This is a genomic window from Microbulbifer maximicatervae (SeqCode) (genome assembly GCF_052466985.1).
The window spans coordinates 3,728,557-3,745,640 of record NZ_CP174298.1 but is presented as its reverse complement, the minus strand read 5'-3'; the positions used below and the strand labels follow the sequence as shown (position 1 = coordinate 3,745,640).

Here is a 17,084-nt window from a genome sequence, read left to right as displayed (position 1 = left end):
GCAATTTTTCGCCGCCTAATGTCTCTGATGTATCCCTTCAAACGTCTTTTTACAATCTCCACGGTGCTTCTATTCGGGCTCTTTCTCCCGGCTTGTAGCAAACCGGAATCCGACAGTGGTGGAGAGCTGGTCGTCAGCGTGCGCCCTTTAGCCCTGATCGCCCGGGAAATAACCGGTGAGGATATTCCTGTTCGGGTGCTAGTTGAGGGAGCAGATCCTCACCATTATGCCCCTTCGGTTTCCGATCGGGCTGCACTTGAGCGCGCCTTACTATTGGTGTGGCTGGGGCCACAAATGGAGGGGGTATTGGCAAAACAGGCAGCGCTGTTACCAGCAGGTCGGCAAATGCAGCTGCTGGATATAGAGACCCTTGAATATAAGGGAGCCAGTGCTACCGACCCCCACCTCTGGCTGCGCCCCCGCAATGCGGCAATAGCAGCGGCGCAGATCGCTGAGCGCTTGGCACAATTACAGCCGCAGCAGGCGGAATTGTTTATGGGGCGTGCACGGCAGTTTTCCAGTGCAATGGCCAACTTGCAGAAAGTACTCGATCGGGCCTTGTACGGATATCGCGAAGTTCCCATCGTTGTTACGCACGATGCCTATGGTCACTTTTTTGGTTCCGCAGGAGTGAAAACCCATGCCCTGGGCGATGGCAGTGGCGGGGGCTATGGTGCCAAGGCAATGCTGGATTTGTCACAGATTGGCGACGGCTGTCTATTTGGAGATATGCCGGCTAATGAACGAGATCAACAGTTGGCAGAAAATTTGGGGCTGCGTTACGCCGCTTTGGATCTGCTGGGAGATCAGTTGAATGAAAATGCTGATTACAGGGAATTAATAGAGTCCCTCTTGTCTCAAGCCCGCACTTGCTTGAGTCAGGTTCCCGACCGCAGCAAGGATAAATCAGAGGCTCCTTGAGGGCACCAAGTATCCCGCCTTCCCAGGGAGGGCGGCGGGACTTGGTAGGGTGGTTTCTAGGAACGATTGGTTATTTGCTGTAGTTTCTCTACCCGGGCAGCATCTCTTTCCGCTTGTTTTTGCAGTTTCTCCAGCTGCTGTTTTTGTCTCTCCAGCAAATCATTTTCTCTCTCTCGGATAGCCTGCCTGAGTATTAACTCATGGCCTTCTACCTCAGACTGCTGTGAGTGTATTTCATCAGTCGCCTCGGCTTCAGCGGTATGCTCTCCACTGCAATCCGAGCCGGCACTTGCCGAAATGGCAAAAATACTTGCGGCAAGCAACAGGGTGGCACGCATCACTCCTCTCATCTTTCGAATCCTTCCTTCAACATCGGGTGGCACAGTTTTTTGGAAATAAAAGATCCCTGACTGCCTGGGGGCAGCCTGTGACAATTTGATTTCCGGGGAGTAGCGAACGCATAAGGTCGCTACCGGCAAGACTAGCCAAGCCTGGAGATTTGGTGAGATCGATGCGCCGATAGTTTTAATCGGCGGGGTAAGTCGAGTGGGCTTTTGTGCAGAGGTTACCTACGGTGTCTGGCGGGAAAGAATCAGTAAGCGGAAAAACAGAGCGAAGGGCGTTATCCTATCGGCCTGCCGCGCGTCCTGAACGCCAAACTAAGCAAGCAAGAATTCATCGTCTATGAGTAAACAAAACACCTCAGCCGCCCCGTTGATTTTGGTGGATGGTTCCTCCTACCTTTATCGCGCTTTTCACGCGCTGCCGCCATTGACCACCAGCCAGGGTAAGCCTACTGGTGCGGTGCGCGGTGTAATCAGTATGCTGCGTCGCCACCTCAAGGAGCACCCAGGCAGTCCTGTAGTGGTTGTTTTTGATGCCAAGGGCAAGACTTTTCGCGATGAGATGTTTGCCGAATACAAATCCCATCGCCCTCCTATGCCAGATGACTTGCGTGAGCAGATTCAGCCCATTCACGACATCATCGACGCTATGGGATTGCCGCGCTTGGTGGTCGACGGTGTTGAAGCTGATGATGTGATTGGCACCCTGGCGCTGGAGGCCCAGAGTCAGGGGCAGCAAGTCATAATCTCCACCGGCGACAAAGACATGGCACAGCTGGTGCGTCCGGGCGTTACCTTGGTTAACACCATGTCCAATACCGAAATGGACAGCGAGGGCGTGACTAAGAAATTTGGTGTAGGTCCAGAACTGATTATCGATTTTCTCGCCCTGATGGGAGATAAATCAGACAATATCCCCGGAGTTCCTGGTGTGGGTGAGAAAACCGCTCTGGCACTGTTACAGAATCTGGGAGGCTTGGAGACCATTTATTCCGACCTGGATGCCATTGCACCGCTGGGGTTCCGTGGCTCAAAAACCCTCGGCAAAAAGATGGCTGAGCACCGCGAGGCGGCAGAACTCTCCTATAAGCTCGCCACTATCAAAACCGACGTGGAGATGCCTTATCACCCCCAGGAACTGCACAATTCAGAGCCCAATACAGAGGCACTGGTTGAGCTATTCACGCAGAATGAATTTCGCGGCTGGTTAGAAGAGCTAACCAGTGAAGAGGCTGAAGAAGCCATGGCGGAAGCCGTTGAGCGCGATTACGTCATCGTCACAGAAATGGCGGAGTTCGATGCCTGGCTGGAACAACTGAAGAGTTCAGACATCTTTGCCTTCGACACGGAAACCACCAGCCTCAATTATATGCAGGCAAAATTAGTGGGGGTGTCCTTCGCGGTGGAGCTCTATCGTGCAGCCTATGTTCCCCTGGCCCACGACTATATGGGTGCACCAGAGCAGCTGCCGTTTGACGAGGTGCTGGCCAAACTCAAACCCCTGCTGGAAGATCCACAGCACAAGAAGGTGGGGCAGAACCTGAAGTACGACAGTCATATCCTGGCCAACTACGATATTGAATTGCGCGGCATCGCACGGGATACCATGTTGGAGTCCTATGTTCTGGACAGCACTGGCAGCCGTCACGATATGGACAGTCTCGCACTCAAGTACCTGGGGGAGAACACGGTTCACTTCGAGGATATTGCCGGTAAAGGCGCCAAACAGCTGACGTTTAACCAGATCGAGCTGGACAAAGCGGGCCCCTATGCGGCTGAAGATGCAGATATCACCCTGCGTCTTCACAATGAGTTGAGTGCGCGTCTGGAGCGAGAGCCAACTCTGGTAAAGGTACTCGATGAAATTGAGATGCCCCTGCTACCAGTTTTGGCACGTATGGAGCGTAACGGTGCTTATATCGATGCCAAGATGTTGGCGGAGCAGAGTGCTGAACTTGAGCAGCGAATGCGAGAGCTGGAACAGCAGGCTTACGAAGTAGCCGGCGAAGAGTTCAATCTGGGCTCCACCAAGCAGCTGGGAGTGATCCTATTTGAAAAGCTGCAGATTCCAGTGATCAAGAAGACCCCCAAAGGTGCGCCCTCTACCGCTGAAGCTGTATTGCAGGAATTGGCCCACAACCACGAGCTGCCCGCACTGATAATGCAGTATCGCGGCCTGGCCAAACTGAAGAATACCTACACCGATAAACTGCCAAAGATGATCGACCCGGGGAGCGGTCGTGTACATACTTCTTATCACCAGGCAGTAGCGGCTACCGGGCGCCTGTCCTCCAGTGACCCTAACTTACAGAACATTCCCATTCGTACAGAGGAGGGGCGCCGTATTCGTCGGGCCTTCACCGTTGACCCAAGAATCAATGGTGGCAGTGAGATCATCGCTGCGGACTACTCCCAAATTGAGCTGCGTATTATGGCTCACCTGTCTGGGGACAAAGGTTTGGTGGATGCATTTGCTCAAGGCGCAGATATTCACCGCGCGACGGCGGCAGAAGTCTTTGAAGTGGCTCAGGATGAGGTGACTGATGAGCAGCGCCGGCGGGCCAAAGCGATCAACTTTGGTTTGATTTACGGCATGTCGGCTTTTGGCCTGGCCAAGCAGTTGGATATCCCCCGGGCTGACGCCCAAACTTATATCGACCGTTACTTTGAGCGCTACCCGGGTGTATTGCGCTATATGGAAGATACCCGTGCACAGGCCGCAGAAAAGGGCTATGTGGAAACCCTGTTTGGACGCCGTCTCTATCTGCCGGAAATTAACTCACGCAATGGCATGCAGCGCCAAGCAGCAGAGCGGACCGCAATTAATGCGCCAATGCAGGGTACTGCCGCCGATATTATCAAGCGGGCCATGATCGCTGTGGATAACTGGCTCAGGGAGAAGAAGCTGGCGACCCGGATGATTATGCAGGTACACGATGAATTGGTTCTTGAAGTACCCAAGGATGAGGTCGAAATTGTGGCCGATGGCATTGTTGAATTGATGCAAGGCGCGGCAGAACTCCACGTTCCCCTGATTGTGGATCTGGGGCAGGGCCGAGATTGGGATCAGGCGCACTAATTTGACAGAAGAAACCATCTAAGAATTGAGGGTAGGGCGCGCTGCTCGGAATGATTTGGCGCGCTCTTGTTGGTACGGATGAATAAAATGCCAATTTTTGTGTTTTGTTAGGCGTTTTTACAATCTTTTTGAAATTCCGTGGAACTGTTCCGGCGACAGCCCCTCTAAAAAGGCAAGATCGTTGGAATGCGTCATCATCCCCCAAGGAAGTCAGATGTTTGCCCCGGTACTCCCCCAAGTCCGGGGCATTTTTTTGCCTGTTTTTCAGCTCTGATCCTCCCTATCTACGCAAGCCGCAACAACTGCAACACCCGCAGTACTCCAGATCCTAAATTCCACTGTCCATACTTCTATTAAAACGTGGGCAAGGCGCTTAGCGAGTGTGAGGCGCCAGGCAGGGTACTGAGCTTATGAGCCGCATTAAGTTATTCAGTCTCGATGTGGGAGCAGACTTCGCCGGACGTGTCGCCGCGAGTCTCGGTGAACCGGTATCTCGCCATGAAGAGCGTCAATTCGATGATGGCGAACACAAAGTTCGGCCACTGGATGACGTGGAAGGGGCGGATGTTTTTCTGGTCCAATCCCTGTACACCGATAACAGCAGCTGTGTTGACCAGAAACTTATGCGCTGCCTGTTTTTCATTGGGGCGCTTCGCGATGCCGGTGCCGCGAGAGTGACTGCGGTCATCCCCTACCTTTGCTATGCACGAAAAGAGCGGCGAACCAAGTTGCGCGACCCCCTGCCGAGTCGCTATCTGGCCAGTTTTCTGGAAGCCGCCGGAGTGGATGTAGTCGTGACTATGGATGTTCACTCCCTGGCGGCCTTTGAGAACGCATTCCGCTGCCGCACCGTTCACCTGGTTTCCAACCCCCTGTTGATTGAAGTGGCGCGAATGCGTCTGTCCGGAGACCCGGGTCCCCTGGTTGTTTTGTCTCCAGATGAAGGAGGGATAAAGCGTGCAGAAAAATTCCGTTTGGCCCTTGGGGATCAGTTGGGGGTGCCGGTGGCTAGCGCATTTGTGGAGAAGTATCGCAGCGGTGCTCTGTTGAGTGGGGGAACTTTGATCGGGGAAGTTAAGGATGCCACGGTCATTATCGTCGATGACTTACTTGCTACTGGCCACACAGTTACACGGGCAGTGGACGCGGTGATAAAAGCGGGAGCGAGGCGGATTTTGGTGTTTTGTGTCCACGGACAATTTAGTCGCGATGCCCATACAACAATGGCGCGCTTGCCGGTGGAATCAATTGTGGTGACTAATTCTCTTCCTCAGTCGCAGCTGCGAGGAAACTGTGAGTGGATAGATTGTGCGCCGTTGATTGCAGATTGTATTCGCCGCCTGCACAGCAATGGGCCTGTGGCTGAGTTAACAATTTGATAAAAATCGACTGCCTTTACTTAGAAGAACGTATGAGGCGCCAAAACACGTATTTTGTTTACACTTATTTACCAAAGGAGCGGGAACCATCGGGCTTAAGAGCCTATCCAAGTAATCAGTTCATTGTTGCTCCCTAACCCCAAAGCGTTTAGCTTTTTCTACCCCGGATGGTCCCCAACTCCGGGGTTTTTTTATGTCTTTCGTGAATTTCTGTAATTTCATTCATCGGGGTATCTGTCCTTTCCTTTTTGAATTAAGCGCTTAAATCGTTTTGTGAGCCGCTCAGCTACTTTAAGTTTTCGTATGCGGCGAGCAGGCCCTTAGATTGGCTCTCCCCAAAACTCCCGCAGAGGTTTTTCACAGTTACCCCTGGGTCCCACGACTACATTGCCTGTTATCCACTTCCGGCATAATCGATTTTGGGGCATGGCATAGGTCTAACCCAAAGGCTCAAACATGCGCTTGGGAAGCATGAAAGTTCAGCCTACCATCGAAGCATGAAAAGAAATTTTGGGATGAAAAGAACCCTCAGGCGTACCCGTCCCCCTGGGTGCGTCTGACAAGTGCCCCACCCCAAGGGCACTGTCCCCTAGCCGGCAGCCCCCATCTGCCGGCTTTTTTTATTTCATTAAATGACTCCATCACAGAAGAAAACAAAAGTTGCTCGTGAATGCGCTTGCAAATGATAATGGTTCGCATTATCTTTAAGTTAAATCAAATATGGGGGGTTATCGGTGAATTTACGTTACTTGTGTGCCAACCATCGCCAATGGTTGACCGCTGACACGGATCGTGCAGAAAAGGCATGGCTCGATTGGATTGAGCGCGGCAAGCTTTTGCTTGAAGAGTGCAATTACGCCGAAGCAATACCTTATTTGGGATGCGCCTTCGATCTGGCCAGCTTTCTTCTGGAAAAGCAGTGGCCAACTTATGCCATTTCGGCAACGCGTTTTAGTGAAAGCGCTATCTGGTTAATGGCTGCCTACCGGGAGCTGGGTGATGAAAAACTTCGAAACTACATACTTGCCGGCGCCAGCTCAGTACTCGCCCGCGAGTTGGGCGATAGCCATAAGCAAAGGGTTGCGGCGGATTGCATCAGCTCACTCTACCCCGGAGAGACACAGCAGCAGGTACGCGAGTTCTCCACAGCCAGAATATCCGCCTGTATCAATGGCGGAAACAGAGTGCACTGAGGGGAATGAAACGATGAATGCCGATGGCAATTCCCGTCTGTTGACGATTGCCATACACGAAGAAACCCTTGCCGCTCTTCTCGCGCAGAGGTACTTACATGCAGAGGAATTGCATTGTTTAACTCCGGGGGCACGCCGACGGCTGCACCGGGTACTGCTTCGCTCCCTGATCCCCGAACAGAAGCGCAAAGCAGCGGCAACTGGTGTGCCCGGAGTTCACTTTTAGGAATTTTCTCCGGTGTGAGAAAAATTGAAGTGCTTGTGTTGCTCGGGGGGCGCTGCCCCCGGGCTCCCAGCTCGTTCAATCGTCGGAGGGTGCGGCTTCCTCTGGGATTTCCAGCCACTCATTGAGCTTGCGCTCGAGTTTGTCCAGGCCTGTTTTTTTGGTCGATGAGAAGATCTGCAGAGTGACCCCGTGATTGAGTCCCTGCTCCTTGAGGGTCTTCTCCACTGCAAAGCGAGTGTTGTTGGCTGGACCGTTCTTCAACTTGTCGGCCTTGGTTAGCAGGATGTGCACTGGGAGCTCGGCCTCTACTGCCCAGGTGAGCATATGTAGATCGAATTCCTTGAGGGGTTGGCGAATGTCCATTAGTAACACGAGTCCACGCAGGCACTCTCGCTTCTCAAGGTAGGTGGCCAGATGGCGCTGCCACTCATCTTTCATACTGCGGGCGACCTTGGCAAAGCCATAGCCAGGCAGATCCACCAGGCGCTGCTGGTCGGAGAGGCGAAAGAAGTTGATCAACTGGGTGCGTCCCGGTGTTTTAGAGGTACGCGCCAACTTGTTGTTTTCCGTGAGCGCATTGATGGCACTGGACTTCCCCGCATTGGAGCGACCGGCAAAGGCCACCTCGGCACCAAAGTCCTCCGGACACTCAGTCAGGGTGGGGGCACTGGTGAGAAATTGTATGGAACGGTAGTTCAGTTTTGGTGGTTGGGCTTTAAATTCTGAATTTGACATCGTATAAGTCTGTTTATTCGGTACACTCGCTTGGCGCGCAAGTATATAATGCCGCCGTTTTCGCGTCGCAGGACTATCGGGGGCGGTGCGAAACGCCATCTCTCAGCGCGCAACGGGACGACGTATGAACAGCATTATCAAGAACACTGCTCTGGCACTCGGTTTAGTTTTCGGCTTGGGCGCCGTGCCCTTGGCGCTGGCTGCGGGTGACGCTGCTGCGGGCAAGGCAAAGGCCGCTCAATGTGCAGCCTGCCACGGTGCAGACGGTAACAGTATTGCTCCGGCTTTTCCAAAGATTGCCGGACTCGGTGAAAAATACCTGTTTAAGCAGTTACAGGATATCAAAAGCAAAACCCGCGATGTGCCGCAAATGATCGGTCAGTTGGACAACTTCAACGATCAGGACCTGCAGGATATCGCCGCTTACTTTGCCTCGCAGCCAATGCAGCTGACCGGATCTGAGGCTATTTCCGTGATGCTAAACAACGGTGAGAACGTCGACGGCCTGATGCTTGGACGTAAAATCTACCGTGGTGGCAATATGGAGACTGGTGTTCCCGCCTGTATGGGATGCCACTCACCTGCTGGACTGGGCAATGCACCGGCGGGTTACCCTCGTCTGGGCGGTCAGTATCCAGAGTACATCGAAGCCCAGCTGAAAGCATTCCGTGCGGGTACCCGCAACAATGACGGTGAAGTTCGCACTATGCGCACCGTGGCCAAGCAACTCTCCGATGCAGAGATCAAGGCGCTGGCCAACTATATCGCAGGCCTGACTGACTAATAGTCACAGGGTTTGAGTACACTGAGGCCGGTCTGCAACCGGCCTTTTTTGTGCCTGCCGTCTGAGCATAAAGCCGCTTTCCATAGACGTACTAGGCAGTTTTTGCAGTGTTCCCTTGCACGAGGGTCCGGGAACTTAAATAATCTGCGTTGTCTATTGTGTCCTCAGTGGCTCGACAGCCCGCCGCTAGATGGCGTTCGCACCACTAAATAAAAGTTGGAGAAGACTTATGAGAGCATTTCTCGCCCCGATCACGATGGTTTTTGCTGTAATGTTCAGCCTCGTTGCCTGCGCCCAGGAAAGTGGCGAGTTTAAAGCGGGCCAGCACTATGAAGTATTGCCGCAGGCTGTACCACAGAAGAGCAACGACAAGATCGAAGTGACTGAGATGTTCTGGTACGGCTGTGCCCACTGTTTCACTTTTGAGCCAACTCTGGAGCGCTGGAAAGAAAAGATGCCCAGCGATGTTGCGCTGCTGAAATTGCCAGCAATTTGGCAGCCGGTTATGGATGTGCACGCTCGCCTTTACTACGTAGCAGATTCCATGGGTGTTCTGGAAAAGATGCACACGCCTATCTTTAACACCATCTACACTCAGCGCCAGATGCTGGCTGTCCGCGAAGGTCGCAACTGGGTGCCTGACTTAAAGGCTATCGAGGCTCTGTTTAACAAGCATGGTGAAGATGGTGCCAAAGCTGCGAAGCTGATGAATTCCTTCGCTATCAACAGCAAAGTTAAGCAAGGCATGGCCAATCAGCGCGCTTACAAAATGACCGGTACCCCGGAAGTAGTTGTTGCGGGCAAATACCGCATCAGTTCCTCTTTCCCCGGATATAAAGGTAAGAGCAATGGCCAGGAGCTGATGCTGCAAGTGGCGGATTACCTGATTGCCAAAGAGCGAGCAGATCGCGGCTAAGCTTTCCGATTGCAGAAACCCCGCCTCGAGCGGGGTTTTTTATTTCTACCCTAAGAAAGGTGCCCCGCAATCTGTCGAGAGGCTACTAACATCGATCAACCTTGCCCGATCCGGAAGCCACTAATGGGATTCAAATGGATTTTACTGTTTACCCTCCTAGCTGGCTTAATCGCACCTGTTTCAGCCCAGGACACTTCAAGCAGCAATACTGTGGCCGCTCAGGCCAGCAATCTTCTCTCCTATATAGCGGTAGACTACGACGATGCTGTAGAGAACGGGCAGCGACTGGACACTCCTCTGTATGAACTACAGAAGCAACAGGTAGAAGAAGTACTGCGCCTGGTCACTCAGCTCCCCGATCGGCCTGGTCGGCAGGGGTTGCAGAAAAGCCTCTCGGACTTGCGTAAGGCGATTGAGAATAAGGATTCCGGCGCAGAGGTGCGCCGTCGAGCCAATGCAATCGCCGACCGCCTTGCTGCTTTGTATTAGCTGCAGCGGTCACCCAGTTACTCTTTGCCCTCGCCGGGTTTTATGATGCCTGTTTATCAGCAGCGGTGTGCCATCTGCCACGGTGTCGACGGTGAGGGTAGTAATGAAGGCCCAGCCCTCAATGATCTCGAGAGAATGGCGGGGTTCAGTCTCTATGATCTTTATAACACCCTGGACCCAGAAACTGACTCTATTCACACAGTCGACATTGATGGAGACTTGACCGGCCTACAGCGCTGGGCATTAGCGGTGACTGTCGCTGCTTTTCCAGTGGCAAATCAGTTGCCACCCTCTTCCGACTTGGCGACCCGTTACCCCGGCTTACTGGGACTGCCGGGAATGGCGACCACTAAACCGGCGGAACTTGATCCAACTCTGCAACAAGCATTGATGTGGTGGCGCGGAAACCCCCACCTTGTACGCACTCTGATCCCCCCTCTTATCAGCGCAATTGGCTTGCTGCAGCTGGCGGAGACGGACTATCGAGGAGGAGATATAACAGCGGCATACGGTAAGTTAATGCTGGCTTATCGTGATGGGTATAGGCCGTTACGACAGGAGCTGCTGATTCGTGACAGGGTACTGGTGGAGCAGCTTCAGGTCCAATGGCAGCAATTACGGGGTGGCTTGATTGGTGGTGCCAGTTCTACAGAAGTTATTGCCGCGTTTCAAAATCTGCGGGCGGATCTCAATCTGGCCCACTCCAAGTTGGAGCCACCTGCGATGGGGGAGGAGCGATACCTATGGACTGCCGCTCTGTTTGCTTTGGCAATTGGTTTGGGGGCGCTGCTCTGGTGGGGACTGCGAAGACAAAAGCGAACTAGACTTTAAAAAGTTTTGTCCGCCATTTCCCGGCGCAGTAGTGAGGCCATACCATGTCAAAATTAGTTGCCACTGCCTTCATGTTGTTACTGGCCCTGGATTGCCACGGTTCTGAGCCTCTGGATGCATTTCCAGAGGAGGTTGATGGCAAGTTACGTCACGTTATCAAGCTGCCCAAGGTTGTCGATGAAAGTCGCTTTAGGGTTGAGTTGATACCGGGAAAAAGCCAAGTCGCGGAATGCAACTTGCAAAGCTTTAGCGCCCCATTGCGTAAGGACATACTCCCAGGCTGGGGTTACCCCTTCTATGTCCTGTCCGACTTGACCCCGACCACAGATACGCAAAAGGTCTGTGCCCAAGGCAGTGAATCCCGGCGATTTATCACCGTGCGCGGTGATGGCTTGATGCTGCCTTATAGCAGTAAGTTGCCAATGGTTATATATCTGCCACAGGGCGTGCAGTTAAAGTATCGGGTGTGGAGAGCAGACAAGAATTTTTCCGAAGCAAAATCCAGATAGTTGGACTACCGGTAAAAATGACTTGGCATTCTTTTTGTGAATTTGTCGTAAATTTGAATATTTTTAACGTTTAACCTGCCACCGTTGTAAATTGCGTCTAGCCTTACTTTTCGAGGGATGTGAAAAATAGCGCCGAAGCGTTTTTTCATGCCGATAAGTGAGGCTTTAGCCCCGTAATCGGAAAGGAAAATTGGCGACTTCCCCAGTCGTCTTTTGAATAACCCGCCCCCTGTAATGCACTGGGGCCGATACCGTAGGGCAGCGCATGAAGTTTTTGCGTCTTTTACCAAAGCGGCATTTTATCAAGCCGGTTGTTCCATTTGTCACAGCAATTTTCCTAGCGATACCAATGTGGGCCTCGGCGGAGTCCGCCCAGCAAAAGTGGGCGGGAAATTGGCTGGTTGTGAGTGAAGGCGATGATCAATTAGTGTGGCAACTGCATGCCGATGGCTCCGGATATGCCTATGGATTTAATGCCAAAGGCCTATTGACCCATGGTTTTGCCATTAACTGGCAATTGGATGGTGACCGGGTGCGAGTTAAAACTGGAACCTCGGTGCGCTGTAAGGGCGGGGTTGTATCTGTCGCATTTCGAGATTGGAGCCGTGCCACCCTCCTATTTGCAGTGATTGATGGCCGTCATTGGCTGCAGGCGGGCGGCGGACTTCTGAGCTTTCAGCGTCGGTTAGCTGATTGGCGAACCCCCAAGGCCGGTGCAAGTTGCCCGGATATTGTCAGTCGCTAGCAGCTTACTTCCGTGCGAACGCTATTTAATCCGTGCGTGGAAAAGATGAGTAGTGGGTGGGAATGGATAAAATTCTATCTCTTCCTGCCACTGCTAATTTTTGTCGTAAGTGCAAATGCCAGTGAAGGGAAACGAAAAACACTCAATGAAGGCTGGCATGCAAAATCACGCTACGATGCCAGTCAATGGGTTGGGGCCTGGCTGATTTCCCGCGATGGTGAAGCGCGGCATGTCTGGAGTCTTAAGCCCGATGGCACTGGGAGATCCTACGCTTTTTTAAGGCAAAATGGAGAGATGCAATTCGTATTTGGATACGATATTAATTGGTATTTTGATCCATTTACTCAAATGGCCAATATAAAGACCGGACGCAGAATTATTTGCAAGCGAGGGAAGATTTATCCTTATTTTCTCACTTTAAAATCCTACGAAAGCGACTATGCGGTGAGGGGAAAGTTTGCCTGGCAAACAACATGGACAGAAGTGAGTATTGGACGAAATCGCCTGCATAAATCCTATGTAGTTTTTGTAGCCCCCCTATCTGCATGGCATGATCCAGATAGAGATTCACCCTGCCCCAAATTTCCCCGTGTGCGCCTGGAAAAGGATATTGACGCGGTGCTGAAGAGCTGGGAGGTTGAACAGGATTCGTCGGAAGTGGATACAACTCCCGCGCCCAATGAACCGGAATTTGATGGTGAAGAGCTGAGAAATCCGTAACTTCTCACAGTCATTGGGTCAACTTCTCTCAATAAGAATTAACCCCATCAATATATTTTTAACTTTCCACCAGCTAAAACCCGACTTCTCGAAGCTTTAGGAAAATTCTTAAAAATATTTAGTTATTAAACTGCCAGCTCTGTTAGGAAAATAATTCTAAAAAAATGCGTGATCTTATTTTTTCCAAATTAAAATATGCTGCCGGGTAATAGAGAGCCCACAAAAAGTAGTTTTAGAGTTGGACTATTTTCACCTGAAGACAGGTATTAATCAGAAAGATTGATCCAAAAGCAGTGCGACCGTGTAGAAACCGGTCGTATTAATCAGGTTGGAGAAAACTTCCAGACGGCAAAGAAAGCATGAAAGCTGATCTATCCGTAGTGAGAGCATTGAGAACTTTGTATCCCAAGCTGCACGATGAAATCTATGTGTTTTGTCAGGTTTCAGATAGTCGGTTTACAGATATTTTGTCAGAGAGTTTGTGTTTCTTCCGAGAAGGTGAGGGAATGAGTGTGATACTGCCTCAACGTTCGGCTCGGCAATTAGATATTGCCGCAAGCGCCCCCTTTCGCCAAATCACTTTGCAGATCCTGGCTGGTCTTGATGCGGTGCGGGTTATTCCTGTGGTCGCCCAGGAATTAATGGAGGCTGGAATAGATACCAGCGTGGTATCCACACTACACCGTGACCACATTTTTGTCCCTGATGAGCGCGCGGAATTTGCAGTAAAAATTCTGCGCGGTATTCGAAATCGAGTTCAATATAGCTGATATGTAGCCTGCCAGTGCGTATCAACTATCCCCCCACAGAGCCCCACGGCGAGATTCGCCAACTGTTGCCTAATTTTTTTTATGTTCCCGGAACTATCAAACTAGCGCCGGGGGTCACTATCAATCGCAATATGGGAATCGCTCGCTGGCAGGATCACCTTACCTTGATTAATCCCATCAGATTGCGTCCACAGCAGGAGGAAAAGTTAAAAGATCTCGGGCGTGTGAGTCACGCGATACGGCTCGGCTATCACCATGGGCGTGATGATCTCTACTACAGAGACCACTTTGATCTTACCTTTTGGACACAGCGCGGCTCCGATTTTTATCCGCCAAAAGCAGATAAGGTGTTGCGACAGGAGGATGTTTGTCCAATACCGGGGGGGCGCTTTATTGTCTTTTCCCAAAGTCAGTTTCCAGAGGCCGTATTGTGGCTCCCGTTTAGTGGCGGACTACTGGTCAGTTGTGATGCCCTGCAGTACTGGCAGTCATGGAATGGATGTACCTGGTTTGGGAAAAACCTGCTGAGGTTTTCTGGTATCCGCCGAGGTATGCAGATTGCTCCCTCCTGGAGAGCAAGGGTGACACCAAGTGATAAAAATCCCAGGCTGTGGTTGAAGTACGACTTCGAACAAATCCTAAGGCAGCCGTTTTTGCACTTTCTTGCGGCTCATGGAGATTTTTGTGCGGATAATGCCTACGAGAAAGTAGCTTATGCGGTTGGACAAGCGTTCCCCGGTTTGGGGAAGGCTGCATAGATGAGTTTAGCGAGCACAGTCAGGGCGCAGCTCACTGGGCCTCAGCTTAGATTGCCCTAAATCGTGGTAAGATGGGCAATTGCTCGACGGTCCACAAGCACCTGTAGTGGTGCGATTTCAAATGACCTGTCCGTATCAACAATCACGCTTTGTATTTCTGAGAAGTAGCACTCCCCATGAGAGTTAAAAGTCTATTGGGTGCCCTGGCTATGGCACTATTGGTGGCTTGTACCACCTCCAGCATTAACAGCACTGGCCCCATTGCAGATAGTGATTACATCCGTAGAGATATCAATTTCCTCGCATCAGCGGAACTAGAGGGTCGCGATACCGGTAGCGAGGGTTATCGCCAAGCGGCACAGTATGTGGCTGGCCAATTTAAAAAGATGGGGCTGATTCCAGCAGGGGAGCAAGGTTACTTCCAGGAAGTGCCTTTTCGCAGTGCCAGTTGGGATGGGAGTGATCCTGAATTTGTCTTAGAGGGCCAGAACGATGAAATCGCCATGCAATTTGGCGAGGACTTTCTAGCATCGCCCTCCGCACTGAGTGAGCGCTCGCAGATCAATGCCGAGTTGGTATTTGTCGGTTACGGTATTGAGGCTCCGGATTTTGGCATTAATGACTATCACGGCCTGGATGTACAGGGAAAGATTGTCGTTGTGTTAGCAGGCCGGCCGCAGAGCTTGCCCAGTGAAGTGGGGGCTCACCACTCCTCTCCTCGCACCAAACGCCAGGTTGCCGCAAAACATGGCGCTGTGGGTTTTGTTCGCCTGTATACGCCTGAGCGGGAGAAACGCCGCCCATTTGACTACTATGCGAAGCACCGTTTTGACGACACTTTTGACTGGGTGAAAAAGACTGGTATGCCCGGTAGTGCAATCCCGGGGATGCACCCGGGAGTTATGTTGAGCATCACTGCAGGCGGCAAGCTGTTTGATGGCGCTGAGCGCAGTCTTGAAAGTATTTTTGCCGATATCGAGCAGGGAAAAACTCCAGAAGGCTTCCCCCTTAGTTACCGTGCAAAAATGAGCAGCAGCTCTAACCACAAGCGCGTAACCAGCCCGAATGTAGTGGCCGTTTTACCGGGAAGTGATCCACTCCTGAAAGCTGAATATGTTGTTTTTTCCGCACACCTGGATCATGTTGGAAAGAAAGAGGACGGCGAGATTTACTACGGAGCCCAGGATAACGCTGCCGGTATCGCGGTGATGTTGGAAACCGCACGTCTTTTTGTTGAATCTGGGCAAAATCCTCGAAGATCACTGCTGTTCGTTGCTGTTACCGCAGAGGAAAAAGGTTTGCTGGGATCGGATTATTTTGCCGAGTACCCCACGGTGCCACTGGAATCGATCGTAGCCAATATCAACCTTGATATGCCCATGCTGCTCTATCCATTCCGCGATATTATTGCTTTCGGTGCTGAACATTCATCTTTGGGGCGAGTTGCGGAGGAGGCTGCAAACCGTTCCGGGCTTAAACTCAGTCCCGATCCTATGCCGGAGGAAGTTATCTTCGTGCGCAGTGACCACTACAATTTTGTCCGTCGCGGAGTGCCCTCAATCTACTTGATTACCGGAAGGGAGGCAAAAGACCCCAGTGTGGATGGTACTGCTGCACAGATGGCTTTCTTCCGCGAGCGCTACCACAAGCCAGGGGATGCTGCGGACGAGCAGATTAATTATGAGGCGGCTGAGCAATTTACCCAGGTAAATTACCTGATTGCCCGGCAAGTTGCCGATGCCGACAGTCAACCATATTGGTACGAAGGTGATTTCTTTGGGGATTTATTTTCCAGGGATTGAGCGGTTTGAACACCCTGGGAGCAACCCTAACTGAAACCATTGATTGGCTTCAGGATAGTACTATCGCTTGTTCTCCCGCAGTGGCTAGCTCTAAATGTGCCTATTGGGTTTACGACAGAGGTGGCTTGATTGTGTTTAACCGCAAGGCTTAGGTAGGCTCCAGGCTTCGGCTGTCCTGTCCACAATAGGTAATTCTTGTACGGATGGTTCAATTGCTGAGGTCGGTTAATTACAGGAGCTGAGGCCAGCAGCTGCCCCAAATCGACACCAGAACATTTAGCTAATGCTTCTTTGGCGGTCCATTTAGTGAGGAAACAAGCAGCTACTTGCGATGTCGGGAGCGAGTTTAGTTCGGTTATCTCCGCCTTGTGGAAGTATTGCTTAGCCATGGCCAACCAATTCCTTTGGTGGGACTCATTTTCGCAATCAATACCTACTGGAGTTTCCGCTATTGCTACGGCAACAAAGTCATCGGAATGGCTTATGGAAATATGACAAAGGGGTTTTCCTCTAATCATAGCAATGGTCGGTGCTTCAGCCTCAACTGTAATTTCCCAAGGTGAATACTCGTATTGCTCCGCAATTAAAGTGCGCAGTAATATTCGCCCGGCCAGGAACTGGGCTCGGCGTTTAATACTGTGTATTTTCTCCAGCCGTGAGAGCTCAGTGCTTCCCAGCAGGTGAATGGAATCTCCCTGCCAGTTTCCTGACCAGCTATTGAAGGAAGAGCAGGTAAAGTAAGGCATTTGATAACCCCTAAGAATTTGTTCCCTTTGGAAGCGATGGAATCTGGTCAACTTAAAAAACCTTCACTTTAACGGCTGGGGGGCTGTGCAATACAAGTTTCCCATGGCAAATGTGTACCATAGTACGAGAGAATAAG

At 51.6% G+C, this 17,084-nt stretch carries 18 protein-coding genes; 15 read left to right on the top strand and 3 right to left on the bottom strand.

The window, feature by feature from the left end; all coding sequences use genetic code 11:
* The first annotated feature begins 18 nt into the window (after window positions 1–18).
* Window positions 19–921, top strand: coding sequence for a metal ABC transporter substrate-binding protein (locus ACJJI3_RS16540; protein ID WP_444940320.1), 903 nt, complete (start codon window positions 19–21; stop codon window positions 919–921).
* A gap of 56 nt (window positions 922–977) precedes the next feature.
* Here the strand turns inward: ACJJI3_RS16540 and ACJJI3_RS16535 are convergent, their stop codons facing one another.
* Window positions 978–1,271, bottom strand: coding sequence for a hypothetical protein (locus ACJJI3_RS16535; RefSeq protein WP_444940319.1), 294 nt, complete (start codon window positions 1,269–1,271; stop codon window positions 978–980).
* 334 nt (window positions 1,272–1,605) lie between these two features.
* On the opposite strand from ACJJI3_RS16535, the gene polA reads away from it, so the two are divergent.
* From polA to ACJJI3_RS16515, 4 genes are all read left to right on the top strand, one after another.
* A complete protein-coding gene (polA, locus tag ACJJI3_RS16530; RefSeq protein ID WP_444940318.1) occupies window positions 1,606–4,344 on the top strand; it encodes a DNA polymerase I in 2,739 nt (912 codons plus the stop codon).
* 410 nt (window positions 4,345–4,754) lie between these two features.
* Window positions 4,755–5,723, top strand: a complete 969-nt coding sequence (locus ACJJI3_RS16525; protein WP_444940317.1) for a ribose-phosphate diphosphokinase — start codon at window positions 4,755–4,757, stop codon at window positions 5,721–5,723.
* 734 nt (window positions 5,724–6,457) lie between these two features.
* Window positions 6,458–6,916, top strand: a complete 459-nt coding sequence (locus ACJJI3_RS16520; protein WP_413663928.1) for a hypothetical protein — start codon at window positions 6,458–6,460, stop codon at window positions 6,914–6,916.
* On the top strand, window positions 6,894–7,142 hold the full coding sequence (locus ACJJI3_RS16515) for a hypothetical protein (protein WP_444940316.1): 249 nt from the start codon (window positions 6,894–6,896) through the stop codon (window positions 7,140–7,142). Before ACJJI3_RS16520 ends, ACJJI3_RS16515 begins: the two co-directional genes overlap by 23 nt.
* A gap of 75 nt (window positions 7,143–7,217) precedes the next feature.
* On the opposite strand, the gene yihA is transcribed toward ACJJI3_RS16515, so the two are convergent.
* The gene (gene yihA, locus ACJJI3_RS16510; protein WP_444926359.1) at window positions 7,218–7,877 is read right to left on the bottom strand and encodes a ribosome biogenesis GTP-binding protein YihA/YsxC; all 660 of its coding nucleotides are present in this window, start codon (window positions 7,875–7,877) and stop codon (window positions 7,218–7,220) included.
* 124 nt (window positions 7,878–8,001) lie between these two features.
* On the opposite strand from yihA, the gene ACJJI3_RS16505 reads away from it, so the two are divergent.
* The 10 genes from ACJJI3_RS16505 (at window position 8,002) to ACJJI3_RS16460 (ending at window position 16,201) form a co-directional block, all read left to right on the top strand.
* Window positions 8,002–8,661: a c-type cytochrome gene (locus tag ACJJI3_RS16505; RefSeq protein WP_444940315.1), complete on the top strand. Its 660-nt coding sequence runs from the start codon at window positions 8,002–8,004 to the stop codon at window positions 8,659–8,661.
* 229 nt (window positions 8,662–8,890) lie between these two features.
* A complete protein-coding gene (locus tag ACJJI3_RS16500; RefSeq protein WP_413663932.1) occupies window positions 8,891–9,577 on the top strand; it encodes a thiol:disulfide interchange protein DsbA/DsbL in 687 nt (228 codons plus the stop codon).
* A gap of 123 nt (window positions 9,578–9,700) precedes the next feature.
* Complete coding sequence (locus ACJJI3_RS16495; protein WP_444940314.1) at window positions 9,701–10,066, top strand: hypothetical protein; 366 nt, start codon at window positions 9,701–9,703, stop codon at window positions 10,064–10,066.
* Between the two features lie 42 nt (window positions 10,067–10,108).
* Window positions 10,109–10,897: a hypothetical protein gene (locus tag ACJJI3_RS16490; protein ID WP_444940313.1), complete on the top strand. Its 789-nt coding sequence runs from the start codon at window positions 10,109–10,111 to the stop codon at window positions 10,895–10,897.
* Window positions 10,898–10,941: 44 nt separating this feature from the next.
* Window positions 10,942–11,406, top strand: coding sequence for an ecotin family protein (locus tag ACJJI3_RS16485; protein ID WP_444940312.1), 465 nt, complete (start codon window positions 10,942–10,944; stop codon window positions 11,404–11,406).
* 265 nt (window positions 11,407–11,671) lie between these two features.
* On the top strand, window positions 11,672–12,151 hold the full coding sequence (locus ACJJI3_RS16480) for a hypothetical protein (RefSeq protein WP_282930498.1): 480 nt from the start codon (window positions 11,672–11,674) through the stop codon (window positions 12,149–12,151).
* A 45-nt stretch (window positions 12,152–12,196) separates the two neighbouring features.
* Window positions 12,197–12,871: a hypothetical protein gene (locus ACJJI3_RS16475; protein ID WP_444940311.1), complete on the top strand. Its 675-nt coding sequence runs from the start codon at window positions 12,197–12,199 to the stop codon at window positions 12,869–12,871.
* A gap of 359 nt (window positions 12,872–13,230) precedes the next feature.
* Complete coding sequence (locus ACJJI3_RS16470; RefSeq protein WP_444911866.1) at window positions 13,231–13,641, top strand: ACT domain-containing protein; 411 nt, start codon at window positions 13,231–13,233, stop codon at window positions 13,639–13,641.
* A gap of 14 nt (window positions 13,642–13,655) precedes the next feature.
* The gene (locus ACJJI3_RS16465) at window positions 13,656–14,399 is read left to right on the top strand and encodes a hypothetical protein (RefSeq protein ID WP_444906748.1); all 744 of its coding nucleotides are present in this window, start codon (window positions 13,656–13,658) and stop codon (window positions 14,397–14,399) included.
* Between the two features lie 176 nt (window positions 14,400–14,575).
* Complete coding sequence (locus ACJJI3_RS16460) at window positions 14,576–16,201, top strand: M28 family metallopeptidase (RefSeq protein WP_444940310.1); 1,626 nt, start codon at window positions 14,576–14,578, stop codon at window positions 16,199–16,201.
* Window positions 16,202–16,227: 26 nt separating this feature from the next.
* Here ACJJI3_RS16460 and ACJJI3_RS16455 read toward each other — a convergent pair whose 3' ends face one another.
* Window positions 16,228–16,947, bottom strand: a complete 720-nt coding sequence (locus tag ACJJI3_RS16455; RefSeq protein ID WP_444940309.1) for a 4'-phosphopantetheinyl transferase family protein — start codon at window positions 16,945–16,947, stop codon at window positions 16,228–16,230.
* Between the last annotated feature and the right edge of the window lie 137 nt (window positions 16,948–17,084).

Excerpts from the sequence above, each read along its gene's own strand:
- ACJJI3_RS16495 (WP_444940314.1), top strand. The coding sequence starts at position 9,701 with ATGGGATTCAAATGGATTTTACTGTTTACCCTCCTAGCTGGCTTAATC.
- ACJJI3_RS16470 (WP_444911866.1), top strand. The coding sequence starts at position 13,231 with ATGAAAGCTGATCTATCCGTAGTGAGAGCATTGAGAACTTTGTATCCC.
- ACJJI3_RS16480 (WP_282930498.1), top strand. The coding sequence starts at position 11,672 with ATGAAGTTTTTGCGTCTTTTACCAAAGCGGCATTTTATCAAGCCGGTT.
- polA (WP_444940318.1), top strand. The coding sequence starts at position 1,606 with ATGAGTAAACAAAACACCTCAGCCGCCCCGTTGATTTTGGTGGATGGT.
- ACJJI3_RS16505 (WP_444940315.1), top strand. The coding sequence starts at position 8,002 with ATGAACAGCATTATCAAGAACACTGCTCTGGCACTCGGTTTAGTTTTC.
- ACJJI3_RS16525 (WP_444940317.1), top strand. The coding sequence starts at position 4,755 with ATGAGCCGCATTAAGTTATTCAGTCTCGATGTGGGAGCAGACTTCGCC.
- yihA (WP_444926359.1), bottom strand. The coding sequence starts at position 7,877 with ATGTCAAATTCAGAATTTAAAGCCCAACCACCAAAACTGAACTACCGT.
- ACJJI3_RS16460 (WP_444940310.1), top strand. The coding sequence starts at position 14,576 with ATGAGAGTTAAAAGTCTATTGGGTGCCCTGGCTATGGCACTATTGGTG.
- ACJJI3_RS16500 (WP_413663932.1), top strand. The coding sequence starts at position 8,891 with ATGAGAGCATTTCTCGCCCCGATCACGATGGTTTTTGCTGTAATGTTC.
- ACJJI3_RS16515 (WP_444940316.1), top strand. The coding sequence starts at position 6,894 with ATGGCGGAAACAGAGTGCACTGAGGGGAATGAAACGATGAATGCCGAT.
- ACJJI3_RS16485 (WP_444940312.1), top strand. The coding sequence starts at position 10,942 with ATGTCAAAATTAGTTGCCACTGCCTTCATGTTGTTACTGGCCCTGGAT.
- ACJJI3_RS16535 (WP_444940319.1), bottom strand. The coding sequence starts at position 1,271 with ATGAGAGGAGTGATGCGTGCCACCCTGTTGCTTGCCGCAAGTATTTTT.
- ACJJI3_RS16475 (WP_444940311.1), top strand. The coding sequence starts at position 12,197 with ATGAGTAGTGGGTGGGAATGGATAAAATTCTATCTCTTCCTGCCACTG.
- ACJJI3_RS16540 (WP_444940320.1), top strand. The coding sequence starts at position 19 with ATGTCTCTGATGTATCCCTTCAAACGTCTTTTTACAATCTCCACGGTG.
- ACJJI3_RS16455 (WP_444940309.1), bottom strand. The coding sequence starts at position 16,947 with ATGCCTTACTTTACCTGCTCTTCCTTCAATAGCTGGTCAGGAAACTGG.
- ACJJI3_RS16490 (WP_444940313.1), top strand. The coding sequence starts at position 10,109 with ATGATGCCTGTTTATCAGCAGCGGTGTGCCATCTGCCACGGTGTCGAC.